The 20,073-nt window shown below is 76.7% G+C and carries 10 protein-coding genes; 3 read left to right on the plus strand and 7 right to left on the minus strand.

The features are described from left to right. From AB0O40_RS33700 to AB0O40_RS33710, 3 genes are all read right to left on the minus strand, one after another. A partial coding sequence (locus tag AB0O40_RS33700) for an ATP-binding cassette domain-containing protein (RefSeq protein WP_365049326.1) occupies window positions 1-542 on the minus strand: 542 nt, incomplete at its 3' end. After that, on the minus strand, window positions 539-3,310 hold the full coding sequence (locus tag AB0O40_RS33705; protein ID WP_365049327.1) for an ABC transporter permease: 2,772 nt from the start codon (window positions 3,308-3,310) through the stop codon (window positions 539-541). The genes AB0O40_RS33705 and AB0O40_RS33700, both read right to left, overlap by 4 nt. A 1-nt stretch (window position 3,311) precedes the next feature. Further along, window positions 3,312-6,689, minus strand: a complete 3,378-nt coding sequence (locus tag AB0O40_RS33710; RefSeq protein ID WP_365049328.1) for an ABC transporter permease — start codon at window positions 6,687-6,689, stop codon at window positions 3,312-3,314. 279 nt (window positions 6,690-6,968) lie between these two features. Here AB0O40_RS33710 and AB0O40_RS33715 point away from each other — a divergent pair, with 279 nt between their 5' ends. Further along, window positions 6,969-7,637, plus strand: a complete 669-nt coding sequence (locus AB0O40_RS33715) for an ABC transporter ATP-binding protein (RefSeq protein ID WP_365049340.1) — start codon at window positions 6,969-6,971, stop codon at window positions 7,635-7,637. Window positions 7,638-7,648: 11 nt separating this feature from the next. Here AB0O40_RS33715 and AB0O40_RS33720 read toward each other — a convergent pair whose 3' ends face one another. Beyond that, a complete protein-coding gene (locus tag AB0O40_RS33720; protein ID WP_365049330.1) occupies window positions 7,649-9,085 on the minus strand; it encodes an alpha/beta fold hydrolase in 1,437 nt (478 codons plus the stop codon). A 304-nt stretch (window positions 9,086-9,389) separates the two neighbouring features. Between AB0O40_RS33720 and AB0O40_RS33725 the strand changes: the two genes are divergently transcribed. Continuing rightward, window positions 9,390-11,351: a glycoside hydrolase gene (locus AB0O40_RS33725; protein ID WP_365049332.1), complete on the plus strand. Its 1,962-nt coding sequence runs from the start codon at window positions 9,390-9,392 to the stop codon at window positions 11,349-11,351. Here the strand turns inward: AB0O40_RS33725 and AB0O40_RS33730 are convergent. Next, the gene (locus tag AB0O40_RS33730) at window positions 11,329-12,498 is read right to left on the minus strand and encodes a PP2C family protein-serine/threonine phosphatase (RefSeq protein ID WP_365049334.1); all 1,170 of its coding nucleotides are present in this window, start codon (window positions 12,496-12,498) and stop codon (window positions 11,329-11,331) included. The genes AB0O40_RS33725 and AB0O40_RS33730 overlap by 23 nt on opposite strands. Window positions 12,499-12,668: 170 nt before the next feature. Here AB0O40_RS33730 and AB0O40_RS33735 point away from each other — a divergent pair, with 170 nt between their 5' ends. After that, window positions 12,669-13,937, plus strand: a complete 1,269-nt coding sequence (locus AB0O40_RS33735) for an APC family permease (RefSeq protein ID WP_365049342.1) — start codon at window positions 12,669-12,671, stop codon at window positions 13,935-13,937. A 43-nt stretch (window positions 13,938-13,980) separates the two neighbouring features. On the opposite strand, the gene zapE is transcribed toward AB0O40_RS33735, so the two are convergent. Both zapE and AB0O40_RS33745 read right to left on the minus strand, forming a co-directional pair. Next, complete coding sequence (gene zapE, locus AB0O40_RS33740) at window positions 13,981-15,036, minus strand: cell division protein ZapE (RefSeq protein WP_365049336.1); 1,056 nt, start codon at window positions 15,034-15,036, stop codon at window positions 13,981-13,983. 175 nt (window positions 15,037-15,211) lie between these two features. Continuing rightward, the gene (locus AB0O40_RS33745; protein WP_365049338.1) at window positions 15,212-19,543 is read right to left on the minus strand and encodes a molybdopterin-dependent oxidoreductase; all 4,332 of its coding nucleotides are present in this window, start codon (window positions 19,541-19,543) and stop codon (window positions 15,212-15,214) included. Window positions 19,544-20,073: the final 530 nt, after the last annotated feature.

The following is a 20,073-nucleotide window of genomic DNA, read 5'->3' on the forward strand; positions in this document are numbered from 1 at the left end:
GTCCACCGTGAACACCGCGTCGTCGGAGGCCAGTTCGTCCAGGACGGACGCGACGTACTCGGGGTGGATGGGGGTGTGCCCCGGCCCCCGCCGCGCAGCCGCATGGGCAGGGCGACGTTCTGGGCGGCCGTCAGGTACGGGAGCAGGTTGCGGGAGGTCTGCTGCCAGACGAAGCCGACGGCGTTGCGCCGGTAGTCGAGACGGTCCTTGGCGGTCATGGCCAGCAGGTCCCGGCCGGCGACCCGGGCCGCGCCGGCGGTGGGTACGTCCAGGCCGGCGAGGATGTTCATCAGGGTGGACTTGCCGCTGCCGGAGGCGCCGACCAGTGCCATCAGCTCGCCCTCGCGGACCAGCAGGTCCAGGCCCTGGAGGGCCTGCACCTCGACGCCGTCGGTGGTGAAGATCCGGACCAGCCGGTCGCAGGCGATCAGCGCGTCGTGCCCGTAGGAGGGCCGGTCCCGGCGGGCGTTGGCGCGCCGTTCGAGTTCGGCGAGGGTGGGGCGGTCGTCCGTGGCGGCGGCGCCGGCCTTCGTGTCCGTCATCGTGTCTCTCCCGGTACGGGCTTCTTGGAGGGGGTGCGGCGCCGGTCCGGCCACCACGCCTGGGCGGCGGCCACCGCGACCGACAGGGCCACCACGCCGGCCGCGGGCAGGGCCAGTGACCAGGCGTCGGCGTGCAGGGCGATGCCGTCGGCGGTGCCGGGTTCGGCTGCGGCGGTCAGGGCCAGCCGGGTCAGGTCGATGCCCGGGGCGACGAGGCGGATGGTGGCCCAGGCGGTGAGCAGTCCGCCGGCGGCGGCGAGCAGGGTCTGGGGCAGTGCTTCGAGCAGGAGCAGGGTCCGGCTCTGCCGGCGGCCCATGCCCAAGGTGCCCAACCGGGCGAGCAACGCGGTGCGTTCGGGGGCCGACCGCAGCAGCGAGAGCAGCAGGGCGACGGCGGCGTAGCCGGCTCCGGCGGCGATCGCGGCGGTGTAGAGGCGGCCGGCGCCCTTCTGGAGGGGCGTGTCGGCGAAGGCCGCCCGGACGGTGCTCTTGATCTGTACGGGCTGCCCGGCGGCCGCGGCGCGCAGAGCGGCCGGGTCGGGGTGGGCGCCGGTGGCGAGCAGGGTGGTGGTACCGGTGCCGGGGCCCGGCAGGCCCGCGCTGTCGACCAGCAGGAACTCGCTGCGGGGCGCGGCCGGGGTGGTGTCCCGGACGGCCACGACGCGGACGGTGACGGTGCCGCCGAGGGCGGCGACCTGGTGCGGGCCGCTGCCGAGCCGGGCGGCCAGGGCCGGGGAGGCGACGGCGTCGAGCACGCCGCCGGTACGGGCCAGTGCGGTGGCCGGGAAGCCGCCGAGACCGGTGTGCCGGGCGAGCCGCGCGTACGGCTCGGGCTGGACGCCGATCAGGGTGAGGACGCGGCGGCCGGTGGCGGGCGCCGGGATCTGGGTGGCCGAGCGGTCGAACCGGAGCGCGGTGACCTCCTCGATGCCGCGGACCCCCGCGACGGCCGCCGCGGTCTGGGCGGGCAGCGGGGTGAGGTCGCCGATGGTGGAGACGCGGACGTCGGCTCCGGTGGTCAGCAGGGCGGTGCGGTCGCGGGCTCCCTCGACGCCGGCCAGCACGGAGCCGCCGAGGGCGGCGGTGGTGAGGGCGACGAGCAGGGCGAGCAGCGGCAGTACGCCCGCGGCCGGGGCGCGGCCGGCGCGGGCCAGGGCCAGGAAGCCGACAGCGCCGCGCAGCCGGCGGGCGGGGCGGGCGGCCCAGCGCAGTGGCAGCGGGTAGAGCCGGACCGCGACCAGGGCGGCGGTGAGGGCGACCAGGACGGGCGCGGCGGCGGCCAGCGGGCCGCCGGCGGCGTCCTGGCTGCGCAGGGTCTGGAGGGCGGCGGCGGCCAGCACCAGCGCGGTCAGTTCGGCGACGGTGCGGGCCCGGCCGGGCCGGGCGGTGGCCAGGTCGTCGCGGAGGCCGTGGACGCGCGGCTTGCGGTGGGCCAGCACGGCGGGCAGCGGCAGGACCACGCAGGCGAGCAGGGCGACGGCGCCCGCGCCGAGGGCGGCGGGCAGCCATCGGGACCCGTCGAGGAGCAGCAGGGCGGCGAGCAGTCCGGCGGCGGCGGCCGGCAGTGCGGTGACGGCCGCCTCGCCGAGCAGCCGGAGCCCGATACCGGCCAGGGAGCCGCCGCGGGCGCGCAGCAGGGCCAGTTCGTCCCGGCGGCGGGCGGCGACCAGGCTCCCGGCCATGGCGATGACGACGGCGGCGACCGCGCCGGTGCCGGCGGCGGCCACGGCGACGACGTCGGCCACCGCGTCGCGGGCGGCGTTCTGGTCGGCGAGGACGGTCTCCAGGTCGGTGGAGACCACGGCGGTGGAGCCGGCCACGGCGCGCATCCGCAGCAGGTCGGGGCCGCCTTCGAGGGAGGCGATCCGCTTGACGAGGGTGGGCGCATCAGCGGCGGTCAGCCCGTCGGCGGCGGGGGCGAAGCGCCAGTACCGCTCGAACTTGCCCGTGGTACCGAGCAGGGCCGGGGCGGCCTCGGGGGCGAGCAGCAGGGCGCCGTGCCAGTAGGGGGCGGGAATGACTCCGGAGCGGGCCATCAGCTGGCCGGGGGTGCGCAGGATCGGCTTGGCACTCCAGTAACTGCCGCCCGGCGTGCGCGGTTCGACGATACCGGTGATCGTCACGGCGAGCGGGCCGTCGGCGAGCAGGTGCACGACGGAACCGACCCGCAGGTGCAGGGTCGCGGCGGTCTCGGTGCTGGCCGCCGCCTCCACGTTCCGGGTACGGGCCGTGACGGCGCCCCGGGCGCCGGGGAGCCGGCCGCTGACCACGGTGGCGTGGTCCGCGAGGCCGGACTGGGCGTCCACGGTGAACCGGGGTGGCCGCTCCTCCAGGCGGGGCAGCCATGAGTCGGTGGCGACGAGCGCAGTGGTGGTCCGTACGCCGTGCGCCGACTGGCCGGGGTCGGCCCGCAGCGGGGCGGGCAGCGCGGCCAGCAGGCGGCTCTGCACGGCGTCGAGCGGGGGCGGGAGCAGGGCCGCCTCCTGCTTGGCCGGGGAGAGTTCGAGGCCGGGCCGGGGGGTGGTGACCTCGACGGCGGTGGCGGTGGCCGGGGCGTCCTCGACGGCGTGCCGCAGGGCCAGGCTCTCGTACCCGTCGACGGCCCGCGGGAGCGCGGCGGCCAGGAAGGCGGTGACGAGGACGAGGACCGCGAGGGCGAGCGCGGCGGCGGGCGAGGTGCGCAGTCGGGTGCGCACCCAGGGGGCGGGGGTGCGGGCCGCCCGGTTCTCGGTGGCGGGGCGCGTCGGGGCGGTGGTGGGGCTGGTCATGTCAGCTGTCCCCCTGGTCACGGAGCGAGGGCGCGGGGCCGGCGTGCCGGAGCGCGAGGGCGGCGGCGGTCAGCAGCGGTACGGCCGCGACCCCGGCGAGCAGCAGGGCCAGGTGGGACCAGGGCAGTTCGACCAGGACCTGCGGGAGCGGGCGGGCGGCCTGCCCGGTGAGGACCAGGAGCGGGACCACGGCCCGGGTGAGCAGGGTGCCGATGCCGAGGCCGGCGAGCACGCCGACGAGGACGAGCAGGCCGTGTTCGGCGGCGGCGAGGGTGGCCAGGCGGCGCCGGGAGGCGCCCAGGGCGCGCAGCACGGCGAGTTCGGCGGACTGTTCGCGCAGCGAGCCGGCGGCGCTGACGGCGAAGCCGACGGCGGCCAGCGCGGCGGCGGCGAGGGTCACGCCGAACAGGGCGGCGCGCGGGCCCCGGCCGAGCGGGTCGCCGAGCAGTTCGGCGGCGCGTTCGTCGCGGACCAGGACCTCGTCGGCGGCGCCGGCGTCGGCGCGGGACCGCAGGGCGGCGGCCACGGCGGCCGGCTTCGGGGTGCTCAGCCACCATTCGGTGGGGGCGACCAGGTCCTTCCCCTGCCGGGCCAGCGCCTGGTTGACGGTGGCCAGGTCGACCAGGAGGGCGCCACCGTCGGCCGCCGGGTCCGTGCCGGGGTCGGCGGCCGGGTCCGGGCCGGACGGGGTCCCGGACGGGGTGCCGGTGGTGGGCAGTTCACGGACGGCGCGCACCAGCCGCACGGTCAGCCGCTCGACGCCCAGGGTGAGGGAGACGCGGTCGCCGGGGCGGGCGGCGGCGGCCTTGAGGAAGGCGTCGGTGGCCACGGCGGGCGGCGGGCCGGACGCGGCGGGCTGCGGGGTGGTGAGCCGGACGGTGTAGGAGTCGTCGGCGCCGGTGCCGAACATGCCCGCGCTGATACCGGTGCTGTACGAGATGCTGAGCGGCAGCGCGCCGGGCACGGTGAACTGCCGCGGCGGGAGCGGGTCGCCGGCGCGGGTGGCGTCGGCGGTGCCCTGCCAGCGCAGGCCGGCGGGCGGGGTGAGGTCCCGGGGGGCGGAGCCGGGGCCCGCGGTGGCCAGCCGGATGATGTCCAGGCGCTGGGTCTCGTCCCGGCCGCCCGGGGGCGCGCCGCGCAGTTGGAAGCCGGTCACCCGCAGCGGGCCGGCCGGGGCGTGCCCGGCGCCGGACGCGGTGCGGTCCAGGGCGACGGTGAGGCGGCGGGTGCGGGCGTCGGCGGGCAGCGGGCCGGCCCGCAGCCGGTACGACAGGCCGAGGCGGTCCTCGACGAGGACGGTGAACTCGGCCGGGGCTCTCTCGGTCCCGTCGCGGCGCAGCGCCTGGTACACCGCGTCGGGGGTGAGCCGGGCGTCGACGGTGAGGGTGCGGGCGTCGGCGGGCAGCCGGATCTCCGGCCGGCCGGCGGCGGGAGGCGGCGGGGCGAGCCCGGCGAGCAGCTGCCCGGCCGGTACGTCGGCGAGGTCGGGGCGCAGCAGCATCCGTTCGTCGGCCTCGCGGGTGGTGAGGGCGAGGACGGTGGCGGTGCGGCCGCCGGAGAGCTCGAGGGTGGTGCGGTAGGCGGGGGCGGCCCGGTGCACGCCGGGCAGTTGGGCGTAGTAGCCCGCCTGGCCGGGGGTGCCGAGGCGGCCGTCGAGGACCCGGACGGCCGCGCCGGCGGCGAAGTCGGCCTGGTCGCGCTGCGAGCGGTCCCAGGAGGCGCCCTGTCCGACGGCGAGGGTGCCCATGGCGGTGGCCAGGACGAGCAGCAGGACGGGGCCGGCGCCGCGCAGCGGGCGGCGGGCCAGATGCCAGCCGGCCAGCGCGGGGCCCAGGCCCCGGGACCGGGCGGCCCGGCGTTCGGCCAGCGAGGCCAGCGGCGGCAGCAGTCGCAGGGTCAGCACGGTGCCGGCCAGCAGGGCCAGGGCGGGGGCGGCGACCAGCAGCGGGTCGACGCCGAGCGAGGAGCCCGCCGCGCCGCCGCCCTCGGGACCGCCGCGGCGGTCGAGCTGCCAGTACGCGACGCCGGCGACGAGGACCAGGGCGAGGTCGGCGCCGGCCCGCAGCGGGGCCGGCAGGGTGCCGTCGCGGCCGGGGCGCAGCCGTACCGTGCCGTCCGAGGCGGCCGCCAGCGCGGGCGAGACCACGGCCGCGGCGCAGCACAGCGCGACGGCGGCGGCCACCAGCCAGACGGGGCCGCCCGGCGGGGTCCACAGGCCCCCGCCGTCGTCGAGGGTCCGCCCGTCGCTGGCGTAGTCGCTGATCAGGCGGGTGAGCGGGCCGGCGAGCAGCGGGGCGAGGACGGCCGCGGGGGCGGCGAGGAGCAGCGCCTCGGTGGTGGCGAGGGCGGCGATCCTGGTGCCGGCGGCGCCCCGGGCGCGCAGCAGGCCGGTCTCGCCGGCCCGCTGGCTGCTCAGCAGGCGGGCCACCAGCAGCAGGGCGTATCCGGCGAGCAGGACCAGTTGCAGGGCGAGGATGAAGAGGGTGGAGCGGGCGACGACCAGGGCGCGTTCGGTGCGGTCCAGGACGGCGGGCAGGGCGGTGCGCACGGTCGCGCCGGCCGCGAAGTCCGGTGCCTTGCGCAGGCCCTGGGGGCCGCTGGTGGCGGCGGCGCGCAGGGCGCCGATCCGGTCGGTGGTCAGGTCCCGGTAGTCGGCGGTGGCGAGCCAGCCGCTGCTGCCGGTGCTGGTGCGGCCGGCGGCCAGCGCCGCGGGGTCGGCGAGCAGCGGGCCGTAGGTGGTGAACTCCAGGGTCCGGACGGCCCGGCCGCCGAGCGGGTCGAGCTGCCAGTACGGGTCCGCGGTGTCGCGGGCCTGGTAGACGCCGGTGATGCGGACGGTCAGCGGGGGGCCGCCGAGGGGGTCGGTCAGGCGGAGCCGGCTGCCGGGGGCGGTGCCGAGCCGCCGGGCGGCGGCCTGCGGTACGGCGGCCGGGATCTCGGCGGTGCGGCCGGCGGCGGGCGGGCCGGGCAGGGTGCCGGCGACCAGCCGGATGCGGGTGGGGTCCAGGGCGGCGAGCTGCGTCAGGTCCGGGTTCCCGGAGCGGGCGGCGGCCGGCTGGAGGCTGCGCGGAAGGGCGTAGGACCCGGAGGAGATCAGGCTGCGGACGGTCACCGGCAGTCCGTCGAAGGTGCGGCGGGCGGCCTGTTCGACGACCGCCCCGGCGGCCGTCCGCCGGTCGGCGGGGACCTTGGCGCTGACCACGAGCGCGGCGGCGGGGGCGGCGGGCCCCCGCAGGTTCTCGCGCAGGGCCGTGTCGCCGACCGCTGAGGTGAAGGCGGCGAGGGTGGCGAGCACGGCGGTGGTCAGCAGCACCGCGAGCAGGGCGCAGGCCAGCAGCAGCCGGTGCGCGCGTGCGCGCAGGAAGATGAACCCCGTCACAGTCGACCCGCCCCCCGGCCGACGGTCGTTGGTGCCGGCTCGTTCGGATTTCTATCAAAAAATGATGTTGAAACAAACAGATCCCGACTAGAAATAGATGCAGAACGATCCACGTACGACAGGAGTTGCACCCGGGTTCGTCATTGCCCGGACATGTTCCGCCTGCTCATACTGACCCCGACGATCACGTACGGGGATGCACGGGGGCGGGCCATGGCACAGCGGAGCAGCGGTACGGGCAGGGCGGCCGACGGCGCCCCGGAGGCGGCGGGTGCCCCGATGGTGCGGGTCACCGACCTGCACCGGTCCTACGGCAGCGGCGCCGCGGCGGTGCACGCCCTGACCGGCGCCGGCTTCGAGCTGGCCCGCGGCGAGCTGGTGGCCATCAAGGGCCGTTCCGGCGCCGGCAAGACCACGCTGCTCAACCTGGTCGGCGGACTGGACGCCCCGGACCGGGGGCAGGTGTTCCTCGACGGCATCGACCTCGCCTCGCTGGGCGCCGAGGAACTGCTCGAACTGCGCCGCGACCGCATCGGTTTCGTCTTCCAGAACTTCGGGCTGATCCCGATCCTGACCGCCGCCGAGAACGTCGGCGTCCCGCTGCGGCTGCGCCGCACCGACCCGGCCGAGCGGGACGAGCGGGTGGCCCTGCTGCTCGCCCTGGTGGGCCTGGCCGACCACGCCGACCAGCGGCCCACCGAACTCTCCGGCGGCCAGCAGCAGCGCGTGGCGATCGCCCGGGCGCTGGCCAACCGGCCCTCGCTGCTCATCGCCGACGAGCCCACCGGCCAGCTGGACGCGGGCACCGGCCTGGCCGTGATGGAACTGCTGCGCTCCGCCGTCCGCAGCGAGGGCATCGCCGCCCTGGTCGCCACCCACGACCCGCAGCTGCTCGACCTCGCGGACCGGGTCCTGGAACTGCGCGACGGGCGGGTCGTCACCGGCTGAGCCCGGTCCGGTCACGCCCGGTTCAGCCGGTCCAGGTACGCCGCCACCCGCCGCCGGGTGTCCGGCACGTCCAGGCCGCCACCGTGCCCGACCTTGTCCGTCCGGACGTGCAGCGTGTCCGGGCCCAGCCGGCGCTGCACGGCATCGGCCCAGGCGATCGGCGTCGACGGGTCGAGGGTGTTGCTGAGCAGCATCACCGGGTGCGCGCTGCGGGAGACCACCGGGGTTCCGGACCCCTTCGCGGGTGCCGGCCCGTTCAGGCAGATCGACGTGTACTGCGCGGCGTTGGTGGAGTAGCCCAGGTGCGGGGCCGCCCTGCGGGCGGCCTCCAGGTCGCCCGCCGCCGAGGCCCGGTCACGTACCGACAGGTCGAAGTCGGAGCAGACCACCGGGTCCGCGTACGGCAGCGCCTTCGGCACCGGCTGGTCGCCGCCGCCGTCGTCCGGATCCGGGTTGGCGCCCCGGGCGAGGGCGGCCAGGCCGCGGGCCGCGCCCGCGAAGTCCGCGTTGCCGGTGGCCGTTTCGACGTACTGGACGACCGCGGCGGCCGACCAGGGACGCCCGAAGGCCGTGCCCGGGACGCGCCCCCGGTCCGCCTGCCGCTGCGCGGTGCGCAGGGTCGCGTCGAGGTCCTTGCCGTGCAGGACGCACTCCTTGTTCCGCGCGCACCACCGGGCGAACCGGTCGTGGACCGCCTCGCTCGCCGCCGCGGCGCTGGTGACGAAGGACCGCCGGCTCCGGGCCGGGTCCATCACCCCTTCCAGTACGGCCCCGTTGACCTGCCGGCCGAACAGGCCGAGGTACCGCTCCGCGAGCAGGGTGCCGTAGGACATCCCGTAGAGGTTGACGCGGTCCAGCTTCAGCGCGGCGCGCAGGGCCTCGGCGTCGCGGGCGTTGCTCACCGCGTCCAGGTGGCCCTTGACGGCGGCCGGCGAGGTCCGGCAGGAGGACCAGAACGCCCGCTGTCCGGCGGCCAGTTCCTCGAAGGCGCGCTGTCCGGTGGGCGGTACCAGCGGGATCTTCAGGATCCTGTCGGTCGCACAGCGCAGCGGGGCGCTCTCGCCCACGCCCCGGGGGTCGAGGGCCACGAGGTCGTAGCGGGGCAGCCGGTCGCGCAGAGTGGCGAAGGCGATGTCCCCGGTCTCGCCGGGTCCGGAGGGGAAGTTGAGGATCGTGCCGCGGCCCGGTCCGCCGGTCGCCTTCATCCGGTACGCGCGCAGGGCGACCTGCTGCCCGGCCGGCCGGGACCAGTCGACCGGGACGGTGAGCCGCCCGCACTCGACCCCCTCCTGGATGTCCTCACGGCCGCAGGTCCCCCAGACCAGCCGGCCCGTGGGCCGGTCCGCGGCCGGGTCCGGCCGGCCCCCGGACGGGGCGCCGCCCGGGCCGGTCAGGGCGACGAGGCCGGTCACCGCGAGGGCTGCGGCGGTCAGGGACGTGATGTTCACGCGGGGTTGCTCCTTCGTACCGGCGGGCCGCGCGGGAACGCGACCGCACGGGGGACGTGCCGGCCCTCCATCCTCGGCCCGTCCCGCGCCCGGGGCGACCTCCTCGGGTCGCGTCCGCCGTAGTCCCTCGGTCCGGCCGGGTCCCGGAGCCGTCATCACGAGGTATGACCTGCACCTCCGAACTCTTAGAACGTTCTTAGAACGCGCTCCTACCGTCGGGCGGGCCCGCACCGCGCGGAGCGTACCGGGCCGTGCCGGGTCCGCCGCCCGCGCCCGGACCTCCCTGCCGACGAGAAGGACCTCCGTGCCCCACGCACCTCGCAGGACCCTCCTGCACACCGCCCTCCTGACCCTGACCGGCGGCGCCCTGGCCCTCGGTCCCGCACTGTCCGCCGCCGCGACGGCCACCGGGCCGGCCGCACCGGCCGCACCCCGGGTCCGCCTGGCGGTCGCGGGCGGCACCGCCGAGATCGACCCGGCGGGCCTTGCGGTCTCCCTCCGCCCGGCCGGCGGCGGACCGGCCCTGACCGCCTCGGCCGCCGGCGCCGGCCTCGGGAAGCCCTCCGCGGTCACCACCGACTCCCGGGGCGCCCGCTGGTCCTACCCCGGCACGGGCCTGTCGGTCACCGCGAAGAGCGCCGCCGGCCGACTGGTCGTGACCGTCCACGCGGACCGGGACACCACCGTGCGCTGGCCCGTCACCGGCACCGACCGCACCGCGACCGCGCTCCAACTCCCCAAGGGCGAGGGCCTGTCCGTCCCGGTCGCGGACCGCTGGTGGAACACCGCGGCCGGGCTGGCGGGCCAGCGCCTGGACCTGGCCGCCGGCCTGACCCTGCCCCTGTGGGGGTACACGGCCGGACGGCAGGGCATCAGCTACCTCTCCCCCGACGCCCTCGGCACCACGCTGGCCGTCGACTCCCGCGGCGGCCGGCTGGGCACCACCGCGGTGCACGCCTTCGCCGCCGCCGAGCAGACCCGCGACTACACCGTCTCCTTCAGGCTCACCGACGCCTCCCCCGTCGCCCCGGCGCTGGACTACCGGTCCTGGCTGGCGGACTCCGGGCGGCTGTCGTCCCTCCGGGCGAAGATCCGCGCGAACCCGGACACCGCCAAGCTGACCGGCGCCTTCCACGCGTACGTCTGGGGCGACGCGCGCACGGCCGAGGGCATCGACCGGCTCAGGAAGCTCGGGGTCTCCCGGATGTGGCTCGGCTACGACCCCGGCAACGGCCCGATGTCCCCCGCCGCGATCGCCGCGGCCAAGAAGGACGGCTACCTCGTCGGCTCGTACGACTCCTTCGCCAACGCCCAGGACCCCGCCACCTCCGACAGCCCCACCTCCACCTGGCCGGCCCCCGTCTGGAACGCGTACTGCGTCCGCAACGCCGACGGGAGCATCATGACCGGCTTCGGCGGCCGCGGCTGCTACGTCAGCTCCCAGGCGCTCGCCACCCCCGAGGGCCGCACGATCCTCGACCGGCACGTGGACACCTTCTCGGCCGGCGGCATGAACAGCTACTTCCTGGACGTGGACGCGGCCGGCGAGTTCTTCGACGACCACACCCCCGGCCACCGGATGAACCAGCGCCGGGACCGCGCCAACCGGCTCCGCCGGATGGCCGACCTCACCGACCGGCGCCGGCTCGTCCTGGGCTCCGAGTCCGCCGGCTCCTGGGCCAACGGCGTCCTGGCCTTCTCCCACGGCTCGGCCACCCCGGTGGCCGACGCGCTGTGGCCGCTGGAGCGGGACCGGGACGTCTGGGGCGGCTACGCCCCCGCCAAGGCCCCGGCGATCTTCTTCAAGCCGGTGCACCTGCCCGCGGACCTCTCCAAGGCGATGTTCGACCCGCGCTACCGGGTCCCCCTGCTGGAGACCGCCCTGCACGACGCGGTGGTCAACGCCGACCGCTGGGAGCTCTCGTACGAGAAGCTGCCCGACCAGAAGCGGGACCGGGCGCTGCTCGCCATGCTCTACAACGTCCCCCTCAACTACGTGCTCGACGGCCCCTCCCTCGACCGGCACGGCAAGGACCTGGCCCGGCTCCAGTCCTTCTTCGCCGGCGTGCACCGGGTCTCGTTCCTGCGGCCGATGACCTCCTTCCGGTGGCTCACTGCCGACCACGCCGTGCAGCGGACGGTCTTCGGCTCCGGCGCCCTGACGATGACCGCCAACTTCGGCACCACGCCCCGCGAGGGCGTCCGCCCCGGCTGCGTCCGAGCGGACTTCGGCACCGGGGCGGCTAGCCGGACGCTGTGTCCCTGAGCGGGTGCCCCGGGATCCGGGCCAGGGCGACGACCAGGGTGTCGTCGGTGAGGCGGTGTCCCCGGACGTGGGCCAGCAGGTCGCGGCCCACCAGGTCGACCACGGTGCGCGGGTCGGCCGGGAGGGTGCCCCGGGCCAGCAGTTCGGCGGCCCGCCGGGGCAGCCGGTACTGCCGGCCCGTGCGGTCGGTGGCGTCGGTGACCCCGTCGGTGACCAGCAGCAGCAGGTCACCCTCGGGGAACGGCACGGACCAGCGCGGCGCGGCCGCGGCGGCGCCCCGGTCCAGGGCGGCCAGCCCCAGCGGCAGGCCCGGCTCGGGCGGCTCCAGTTCCCGGGCCGCGCCGTCGGCGGTGACCAGCACGGGCGGCTCGTGGCCCCGGTGCAGGAACTCCACCCCGTCCGGGCCGAACTCGAGGAACAGCGCGGTGACGAAGGCGTCCGCCGGGGCGTCCCGCACGATGCCGCGCTCGACCCGCCGGGCCACCCCGGCGAGGTCGGGCTCCTCGTGGACGGCCTCGCGGAAGGCGCCGAGGGTGATGGCCGCGGTGCGGACCGCGTCCAACCCCTTGCCCGCCACGTCGCCGATGACCACCCGCACGCCGTGCTCCGTAGCGCGGGCGTCGTACAGGTCGCCGCCGAGCTCGGCGTGTTCGGCGACCGGGTAGTAGCGGACGGCGATGCGGATGCCGTCGACGGTGTCCGGCGGGGGCAGCAGGATCGCCCGCTGGGCCGCCAGGGCGACCTCGGTGACCACGGCCAGCTTCCGTTCGCGCTTGAGCCGCAGCCACGAGACGACCACGCTCGCCCCGACCGCGGCGGCCACGCCGAAGGTGTTGTACTGGAAGGCCTTGTCGGCCGGGGCCGTGGTGCCCACGTGGTCGTAGAAGGCCAGCAGGTACCGCAGCGGCAGCGCGAGCAGCCCCACCCCGAGGACCACCGCCGGCCGGGCCACGGTCGCCGCCAGCGCCGGGCCGAGGACCAGGAACGGGTAGAAGTACGTGTCCCGGCCGGTGGCCAGGTCCAGCCCCGCGATCAGCGCCATCAGCCCCAGGGGCATCACCGCCTCGCGCAGCACCGCCACCACGGGCCCCGGACCCGCGGCCGGGTCCCCCGCCGTCCGCCCGGTCGCGTCCTCCTCCGCTGTCATCTGCCCGACTCTAGGGCCGCCGGGTACCTGCGGGGCGGGGCGACGCGGGGTGATCACGGCGGGGCGACGCGGGGTGGGGCGCGCGCCGGTGCCGGCCGTTCAGGTCCATGCCCTAGGGTGCGCGGGCCGCGGCGTACGTCCGCGGGTACGGACGGCGAGGGGTGGCACAGGTGGACGGCAGCGCGGCGCCGGGCGGACCGGCGGGGCTGCGGCGGCGCCTCGGGGTGTCCGACGCGGTGCTGATCGGCCTGGGTTCGATGATCGGCGCGGGGATCTTCGCCGCGCTCGCCCCGGCCGCCCGGGCCGCCGGTTCCGGCCTGCTCGCCGGGCTGGCCCTCGCCGCGGTGGTCGCGTACTGCAACGCCACCTCCTCGGCCCGGCTCGCGGCCCGCTACCCGTCCTCCGGCGGGACCTACGTCTACGGGCGCGAACGACTGGGCCCCTTCTGGGGCTATCTGGCCGGCTGGTCGTTCGTCGTGGGAAAGACCGCCTCCTGCGCGGCCATGGCCCTGACCGTCGGCTCGTACGTGTGGCCCGGCCACGCCCACGCGGTCGCGGTGGCCGCCGTGGTGGCGCTGACCGCGGTGAACTACGCGGGGGTGCACAAGTCCGCCCTGCTGACCCGGGTCGTGGTGGCCCTCGTGCTGGCCGCGCTCGCCGCCGTGGTGGTCACCACCCTGGCCTCCGGGGCGGTGCGGGCGGACCGCCTGGACATCGGCGCGGACGCCTCCGTCGGGGGCCTGCTCCAAGCGGCCGGCCTGCTGTTCTTCGCCTTCGCCGGGTACGCCCGGATCGCCACCCTCGGTGAGGAGGTCCGGGATCCGGCGCGCACCATCCCCCGGGCCGTCCCGATCGCGCTCGGCATCACCCTGGTCGTGTACGCGGCCGTCGCCGTCTCGGTCCTGCTGGTGCTGGGCCCCGACGGACTCGCCGCCTCCGGGGCACCGCTGACGGACGCCGCGCGGGCCGCCGGGGCCGCCTGGCTGGTCCCGGTGGTGCGGGCCGGCGCCGCGGTCGCGGCCCTGGGCTCCCTGCTCGCGCTGATCCTCGGCGTCTCCCGCACCACGCTGGCGATGGCCCGGGACCGGCACCTCCCGCCCGCCCTGGCCGCCGTACACCCGCGCTTCGGGGTCCCGCACCGGGCGGAGCTGCTGGTCGGCGCGGTGGTCGCGGTGCTGGCGGCGACCGCCGACGTCCGCGGGGCCATCGGCTTCTCGTCCTTCGGCGTCCTGGTGTACTACGCCGTCGCCAACGCGGCCGCCCGGACCCTCACCCCGGCCGAGGGCCGCCCGCCCCGGTGGGTCCCCGTCGTGGGCCTGGCCGGCTGCCTCCTGCTGGCCTTCGCCCTCCCCCCGTCCGCGGTCCTGACCGGGACGGCCGTCCTGGCCGCGGGCGCCGTGGCCTACGCCCTGCGCCACGGGCGCGCCGGCCGGGGCTGACCGGGGCCGACCGCCGGGGCGGCCGCGCCCGGGCCGCCGCCGGTCAGCGGAGTCCGGCCCGCTCGGCCCCGCGCAGCATCGCCAGCCGGCTGGCCGTCCGGTCCAGGTCGCGGGTGAGCGCCCCCGCGCCGGCGGCGCCGGCCAGCGGGTCGGCGCCGACCAGCACCAGCCGCAGGTCCCGGTCGCAGGCCACGTCGACCAGGTTGGCGAACCGCTGCCGGCCGTCCGCGGAGGCCTCGGCGAGCGGCGGTACCCCGTCCAGGACCAGGGTGGCGAACCGCTCGGCGAGGACGAGGTAGTCGGGTACCGCGGTGGCGCCCTCGCAGAGCGCGTCGAAGCCGAACCACACCAGGTCGCCACGGACCGCGCGGGCGGGCAGCTCGTGCAGGTGCGCCCGGACGGCGGCGGCCTCCCCGGGGGCGGGGCGGACGAGGTCGTGGGCGGCCAGCGCACGGTCCTCGGGCGGCAGGCACATCCCGGTCGCGAAGCGCGGACCGCCCGGCTCGGCACCGGGGGCCGCGAACCGGCGGAAGTCCACCGGCCCCGAGACGTCCAGGACGTCCATCCGCTCCTCGATGAGCGCGATGGTGGGCTCGAAGAGGTGGTGGTAGAGGGGGTCGGGCATCAGCCCGGCGGGCGGGTAGTTGGAGGTGGTGACGAGGGTGATCCGGCGGTCGAGCAGGGTCCGGAAGAGCCGGGCGATGAGCATCGCGTCGCCCGCGTCGTGGGCGTGGAACTCGTCGAAGACCAGCACCCGGCTGTCCCCGATCAGCTCGTCGAGCGCACTGTCGACCGCGCTCTGCCCGTCGGGCCGGGCGCCGGGGCCGGCCACGCCCTGGTGCAGCCGACGGAAGAAGTCGTGGAAGTGCAGGCGGCGTTTGCGCCCGGCGGGCAGCCCCTCGTAGAAGGTGTCCACCAGCCAGCTCTTCCCGCGGCCCACCGGCCCCCAGACGTACAGGTCACGCGGCGGCCTCGGGAACGTCCAGGCGGGCCGCGCCAGTTCACCAGCCAACCGCACCAGCCGCGCCACCGCGACCTCCTGCTCCGCGGAGATCTCGAACCCACGCCGCGCAGCGGCCTCCTCGAAATACCTCCGCATCCCCTCCTCTTGCCCCCGCACCCGCCAACTCCCCTCGTCCACACGCCGACTCCCGCCGGAGGTCCCGGCGGTCCGGACCGGATCGCGCGTTCCCCCGGGCCCGTGTCGATCTTCACGTACGTCGCCGAGGAGCGGGCGCCCGGGGGGCGTTGGCCACCGTCCGCCGCGGAGCGGTTCAGTACACGTCGCGCACGTACCGCTTGTCGGCGGACAGTCGGCGGACGTAGGCGTCGGCTTCCTCGGCGCCCATGGCGCCGTGCGCTGCGACGATCTCGCGCAGGGCCCGGTCCACGTCCTTGGCCATCCGGCCGGCGTCCCCGCAGACGTAGAAGTGGGCGCCGTCCTCGAGCCATTGCCACAGCCGGGGCCCGTGCTCGCGCATCCGGTCCTGGACGTAGACCTTGTTGCGCTGGTCCCGGGAGAAGGCCAGGTCGAGGCGGTCCAGGTGGCCGGAGGCCGAGAAGGCCGCCAGCTCCTGGCGGTAGTAGAAGTCGGTGGCCGACCGCTGTTCGCCGAAGAAGAGCCAGTTGGGACCGGTGTGTCCGCGGGCCCGCCGGTCCTCGAGGAACCCCACGAAGGGGGCCACCCCGGTACCGGGTCCCACCATGATCATGGGAGTGGCCGGGTCGGCGGGCGGGCGGAAGTGCGGCGAGCGCTGGACGTAGACCTGGACCGGGCCGTCGTCGGCGCAGTCGGCGAGATAGGTGGAGCACACGCCGTGGCGGTCGCGGCCGAGGTCGTTGGCGTAGCGGACCACCGAGACCGTCAGCCGCACCTCGCCGGGGTGGGCGAGGGGGCTGGAGGAGATGGAGTACAGGCGGGGTTGCAGGCGCTTGAGGACGGCGGTCCACTCGGCCGCCGCGGCGCGCACCGGGAAGGCGGCGAGGACGTCGACGGCCTGGCGGCCCCAACTCCACTGTGCCAGCGCGTCCTTGTTGTCCGGGCGCAGCAGGCGCCGGAGGTCGTGGCTGCCGGTGCGCTCGCACACGAACCGGAGCAGGTCGGCCGTGATGCGGGTGATGTCGAGGCGGGTGCGCAGCGCCTCCCGCAGCGGGAGCGGCGTACCGTCCCCGAGGTCGACGGGTTCGGCCGGGTCGAGGCCGGTGAGGGCGAGCCATTCGGTGACCAGGGCCTGGGCGTTGGTCGGGCAGACGCCCAGCGCGTCCCCGGCCTCGTAGGCGAGTTCGCCGCCGCGGGTGTCGAAGGCGAACTGCCGTACCTCCTTCGCCGAACCGGGCAGGCTCAGCAGCCGGTTGCCGATCAGGAGGGTGGCGAACGGCGACGTCCTGCCGTACCCGGTCGTGGTCGGGGACGCCGCGGCCGCCGGGCCGGGGGTACCCGGGCCGGGCGTCCCCGGACCGGGTGTTCCGGTCCCTGATGTCCCGGTACCCGGTGCTCCGGGGCCGGGGGTGCCGGTCCCCGGTGTCCCGGTCCCGCCGATGGTCGCGGGTACCGGTTCCGCCGCCTCCGCCAGCGCGGTGACGGCCGCCCGGAGCCACTGCTCGGCCGCGTCCCCGTAGTCCGGTTCGCAGTCGGTCCGCGGGACGAGCCGGGTGGCGCCGAGGGCGTGGAGGCGTTCGTCGAGCCGTCGGCCGTGGCCGCAGAAGTCGTCGTAGGACGAGTCGCCGAAGGCGAGCACCGCGTACCGGACCCCGTCCAGCCGGCCGGCTCCCGGGGCCGACAGGGCCTGCCAGAAGGCGGCGCCGTTGTCCGGGGCCTCGCCGTCGCCGAAGGTACTGGTGATCAGCAGCAGGTCGGTGCCGGCGGTGAGGCCGCCCGGCTCGGCCTCGGCCATCGGCAGGAGTTCGGGCGTGCGCCCGGCGGCCGTGAGGCGGGCGGCCGCGGTGGCGGCGAACTCCTCCGCGGTGCCGGTCTGCGAGGCCCACAGCACGACCAGCCGGCGGGTCGGGGTCGTCGAGGGTGCCGCCGGCCCCGCGGCCGGTCCGGTGGCCTCGGGCAGCGGCGGGGCCGCGGGCCGGCGGGAGAACATGCCGGCCAGGACGCCGTCGACCCAGAGGGCCGAGTCCCTGGAGAGGGGCGCACCGGCCGGCAACACCGGGACGCGCCCGTCGGCGGGGGCCGCGGTGAGGCCCGTGAGGAATCCGGAGAGGTACCGGCGTTCGGGCTCGGCGAGTCGGGCCGGGGCCAGGTCCCCGAGGCCGAGGGCGGCGGCCAGTGCGGGGACCGGGACCGAGGGGACCGGGACCTGCACCGGGGAGCCCGGATCCGCGGGCGTGACGGGGCTTTCGGCGGCGGGGCGCGCGGCCGGGGCCGATGCCGGGGCGCTGCGGTGTTCCCCGCCGCCGCGCCCGGCCGCCACCGGCGCGGCCGCTCTGGTGAGCGTGACCGCGCAGGCCTTGAACTCGGGCTGGAAGGAGATCGGATCGACGGCGTCACTGGTGACGGCGTTGATGCTGAGGTACTCCCCGAAGAGGTCGTTCCAGTGGAAGGGGGCGAAGCAGGTGCCCGGCCGCACCCGGTCGGTGACCACCGCCGGCAGGACGGCACGGCCCCGGCGCGAGGCCACCTCCAGGTGGTCGCCCGCGGCGACCCCGAGGGCGGCCGCGTCCTCGGGGTGCACCTCGACGAACGGGCCGGGGTCGAGCTTCGCGAGCTTGGCGACCTTCCCGGTCTTCGTCAGGGTGTGCCACTGGTGTTGCAGCCGGCCGGTGTTGAGGACGAAGGGGTATTCGTCGTCGGGGAGTTCGGCCGGCGGCAGGTGGGGGCGGGCGTAGAAGCGGGCCCGCCCGGTCGGGGTGGGGAAGGCCAGCCGGGGGCGGCTGCCGTCCGGGCGTTCCAGCAGCGTCTGGCTCACGCCGTCGTTGAGGTAGCGGACCGGACTGCGGTCGGGGCCGCCGGCGGTGGGCGCCGGCCACTGGACGGGCGTACTGCGCAGCCGCCGGTAGGTGACTCCGCGCAGGTCCCAGCCGGTGGCCGGGTTCCAGGCCTGCTTCAGCTCCTCGAACACCTCCTCCGAGGAGGCGTACGTGAACCCCTCGGCGAAGCCCATCGCGCAGGCCACCTCCGCGATCAACCGCCAGTCGGGCAGGGCCTGTCCGGGCGGGTCGACGACCCCCTGGACCAGGGTGAGGTTCCGCTCGGAGTTGACCATCACGCCGTCGGACTCCGCCCAGAGGGTGGCCGGCAGGACCACGTCCGCGTACGCGTTGGTCTCGGTCTCGGCGAACACGTCCTGGGTGATGACCAGTTCGGCACTCTCCAGGGCGGAGATGACGGTCCTGCGGTTGGCGACCGAGGCGACCGGGTTGGTGCAGATGATCCAGCAGGCCTTGATGTCGCCCGCGCCCATCTTCTCGAACATCTCCACCGTGCCCCGGCCCACGTCGGTGCGCAGCGAGCCCTCGGGTATCCCCCACAGCCCCTCGACGAAGGCGCGTTCGGCGTCGACGAGGACGGACCGCTGCCCGGGCAGGCCGGGGCCCATGTACCCCATCTCGCGGCCGCCCATCGCGTTGGGCTGCCCGGTCAGCGAGAAGGGGCCGGAGCCGGGGCGGCAGATGGCGCCGGTGGCCAGGTGCAGGTTGACCAGGGCGTTGGTGTTCCAGGTGCCGTGCGTGGACTGGTTCAGCCCCATCGTCCAGCAGCTCATCCACTCGCCGGCCGCGCCGATCAGCTCCGCGGCCCGCCGGATGTCGCCCTCGTCGAGACCGGTGGTCTCGGCGACCTTCGCGGGCGGGTAGTCGGCCAGGAAGGCGGGCATCTCCTCCCAGCCCTCGGTGGCCTCGGCGATGAAGGCCTCGTCGGTGTGGCCGCCGGCGACCAGGAGGTGGAGCAGGCCGTTGAGCAGGGCGAGGTCGGTGCCGGGCCGGATCTGGAGGAAGAGGTCGGCCTTGTCGGCGGTGGCGTTGCGGCGCGGGTCGACGACGATCAGCTTGGCGCCCGCCTTGACGCGGTCCATCATCCGGAGGAAGAGGATCGGGTGGCAGTCGGCCATGTTGGCGCCGATGACGAGGAACACGTCCGCCGCGTCGAAGTCCCGGTACGAGCCCGGGGGGCCGTCCGCGCCCAGTGAGAGCTTGTAGCCGGAGCCCGCGGAGGCCATGCACAGGCGGGAGTTGGACTCGATCTGGTTCGTCCGCACGAAGCCCTTGGCCAGCTTGTTCGCCAGGTACTGCGCTTCCAGGGATATCTGGCCGGAGACGTAGAAGGCCAAGGCGTCGGGGCCGTGTTCGTCCAGGACGGCGCGCAGCCGGCCGGCGACCGTCGCGATGGCCTCGTCGACCTCGGTCTCGACCGGTGGTGCGCCGCGGTCCGCCCGGACCAGCGCCTTGCCCAGCCGGCCGGGGGCGGCCATCATGTCCGCGCTGGTGGCGCCCTTCGTGCACAGCCGGCCGAGGTTGGCGGGGTGCTGCTTGTCCCCCGAGGCCTTCACCACCCGGCGGCGGCCGTCGGCCGGGTCGGAGGCCACGTCCAGCACGATCCCGCAGCCGACCCCGCAGTACGAACAGACCGTACGGACCCCCTGGGTCCCCACGTCAGCCGCCACCCCACCCCACCCCTTGCCACGTCGCCCCGTGTGGAACCGGGACCGCCCCGCCACCACGGACGGGCCCACGACCAGCACCGTAGGAAGATCGCGTTACCGACCCGTCACACCCTGGGAGGAGCCCCGGTTACACCCCGCGCACATCCGCGGCCCCACCCGTGTGAGGCCCCCGAGCGCCGCCGGAGCGCTTCCGGATCCCGCCGGAGGCAGCCGCCAGTCTCCGTCCCGCCCACCGCGCGCCACTTGAGCCACCGCTCGGACGGGCAGGCCGGGGGCCGTTTCGGGGGCCGGGCGCGGGGCGTTCACGCGCCTGGTGGCGGGGGCAGCCGGCCATCGGGGGCCGTTCCGCCGCGGAGGCCGGGCCGTGGTGGGGCGGGCGGGGCGGGGGCCGGCCGGCCGCCTGGTCGCGGAGTCCGGGCCGCGGTCTGGCGGGCGGGGCCGGAGGTGCGGCCGGCCGCCTGGTCGCGGAGTCCGGGCCCCGCGCCCGTTGCGGGGGCCGCCCACGGGGTCGCGGCCCCGGGGCCCCCCGC

The sequence above is a fragment of the Streptomyces sp. NPDC089919 genome, from assembly GCF_040684615.1.
Classification (GTDB): domain Bacteria; phylum Actinomycetota; class Actinomycetes; order Streptomycetales; family Streptomycetaceae; genus Streptomyces.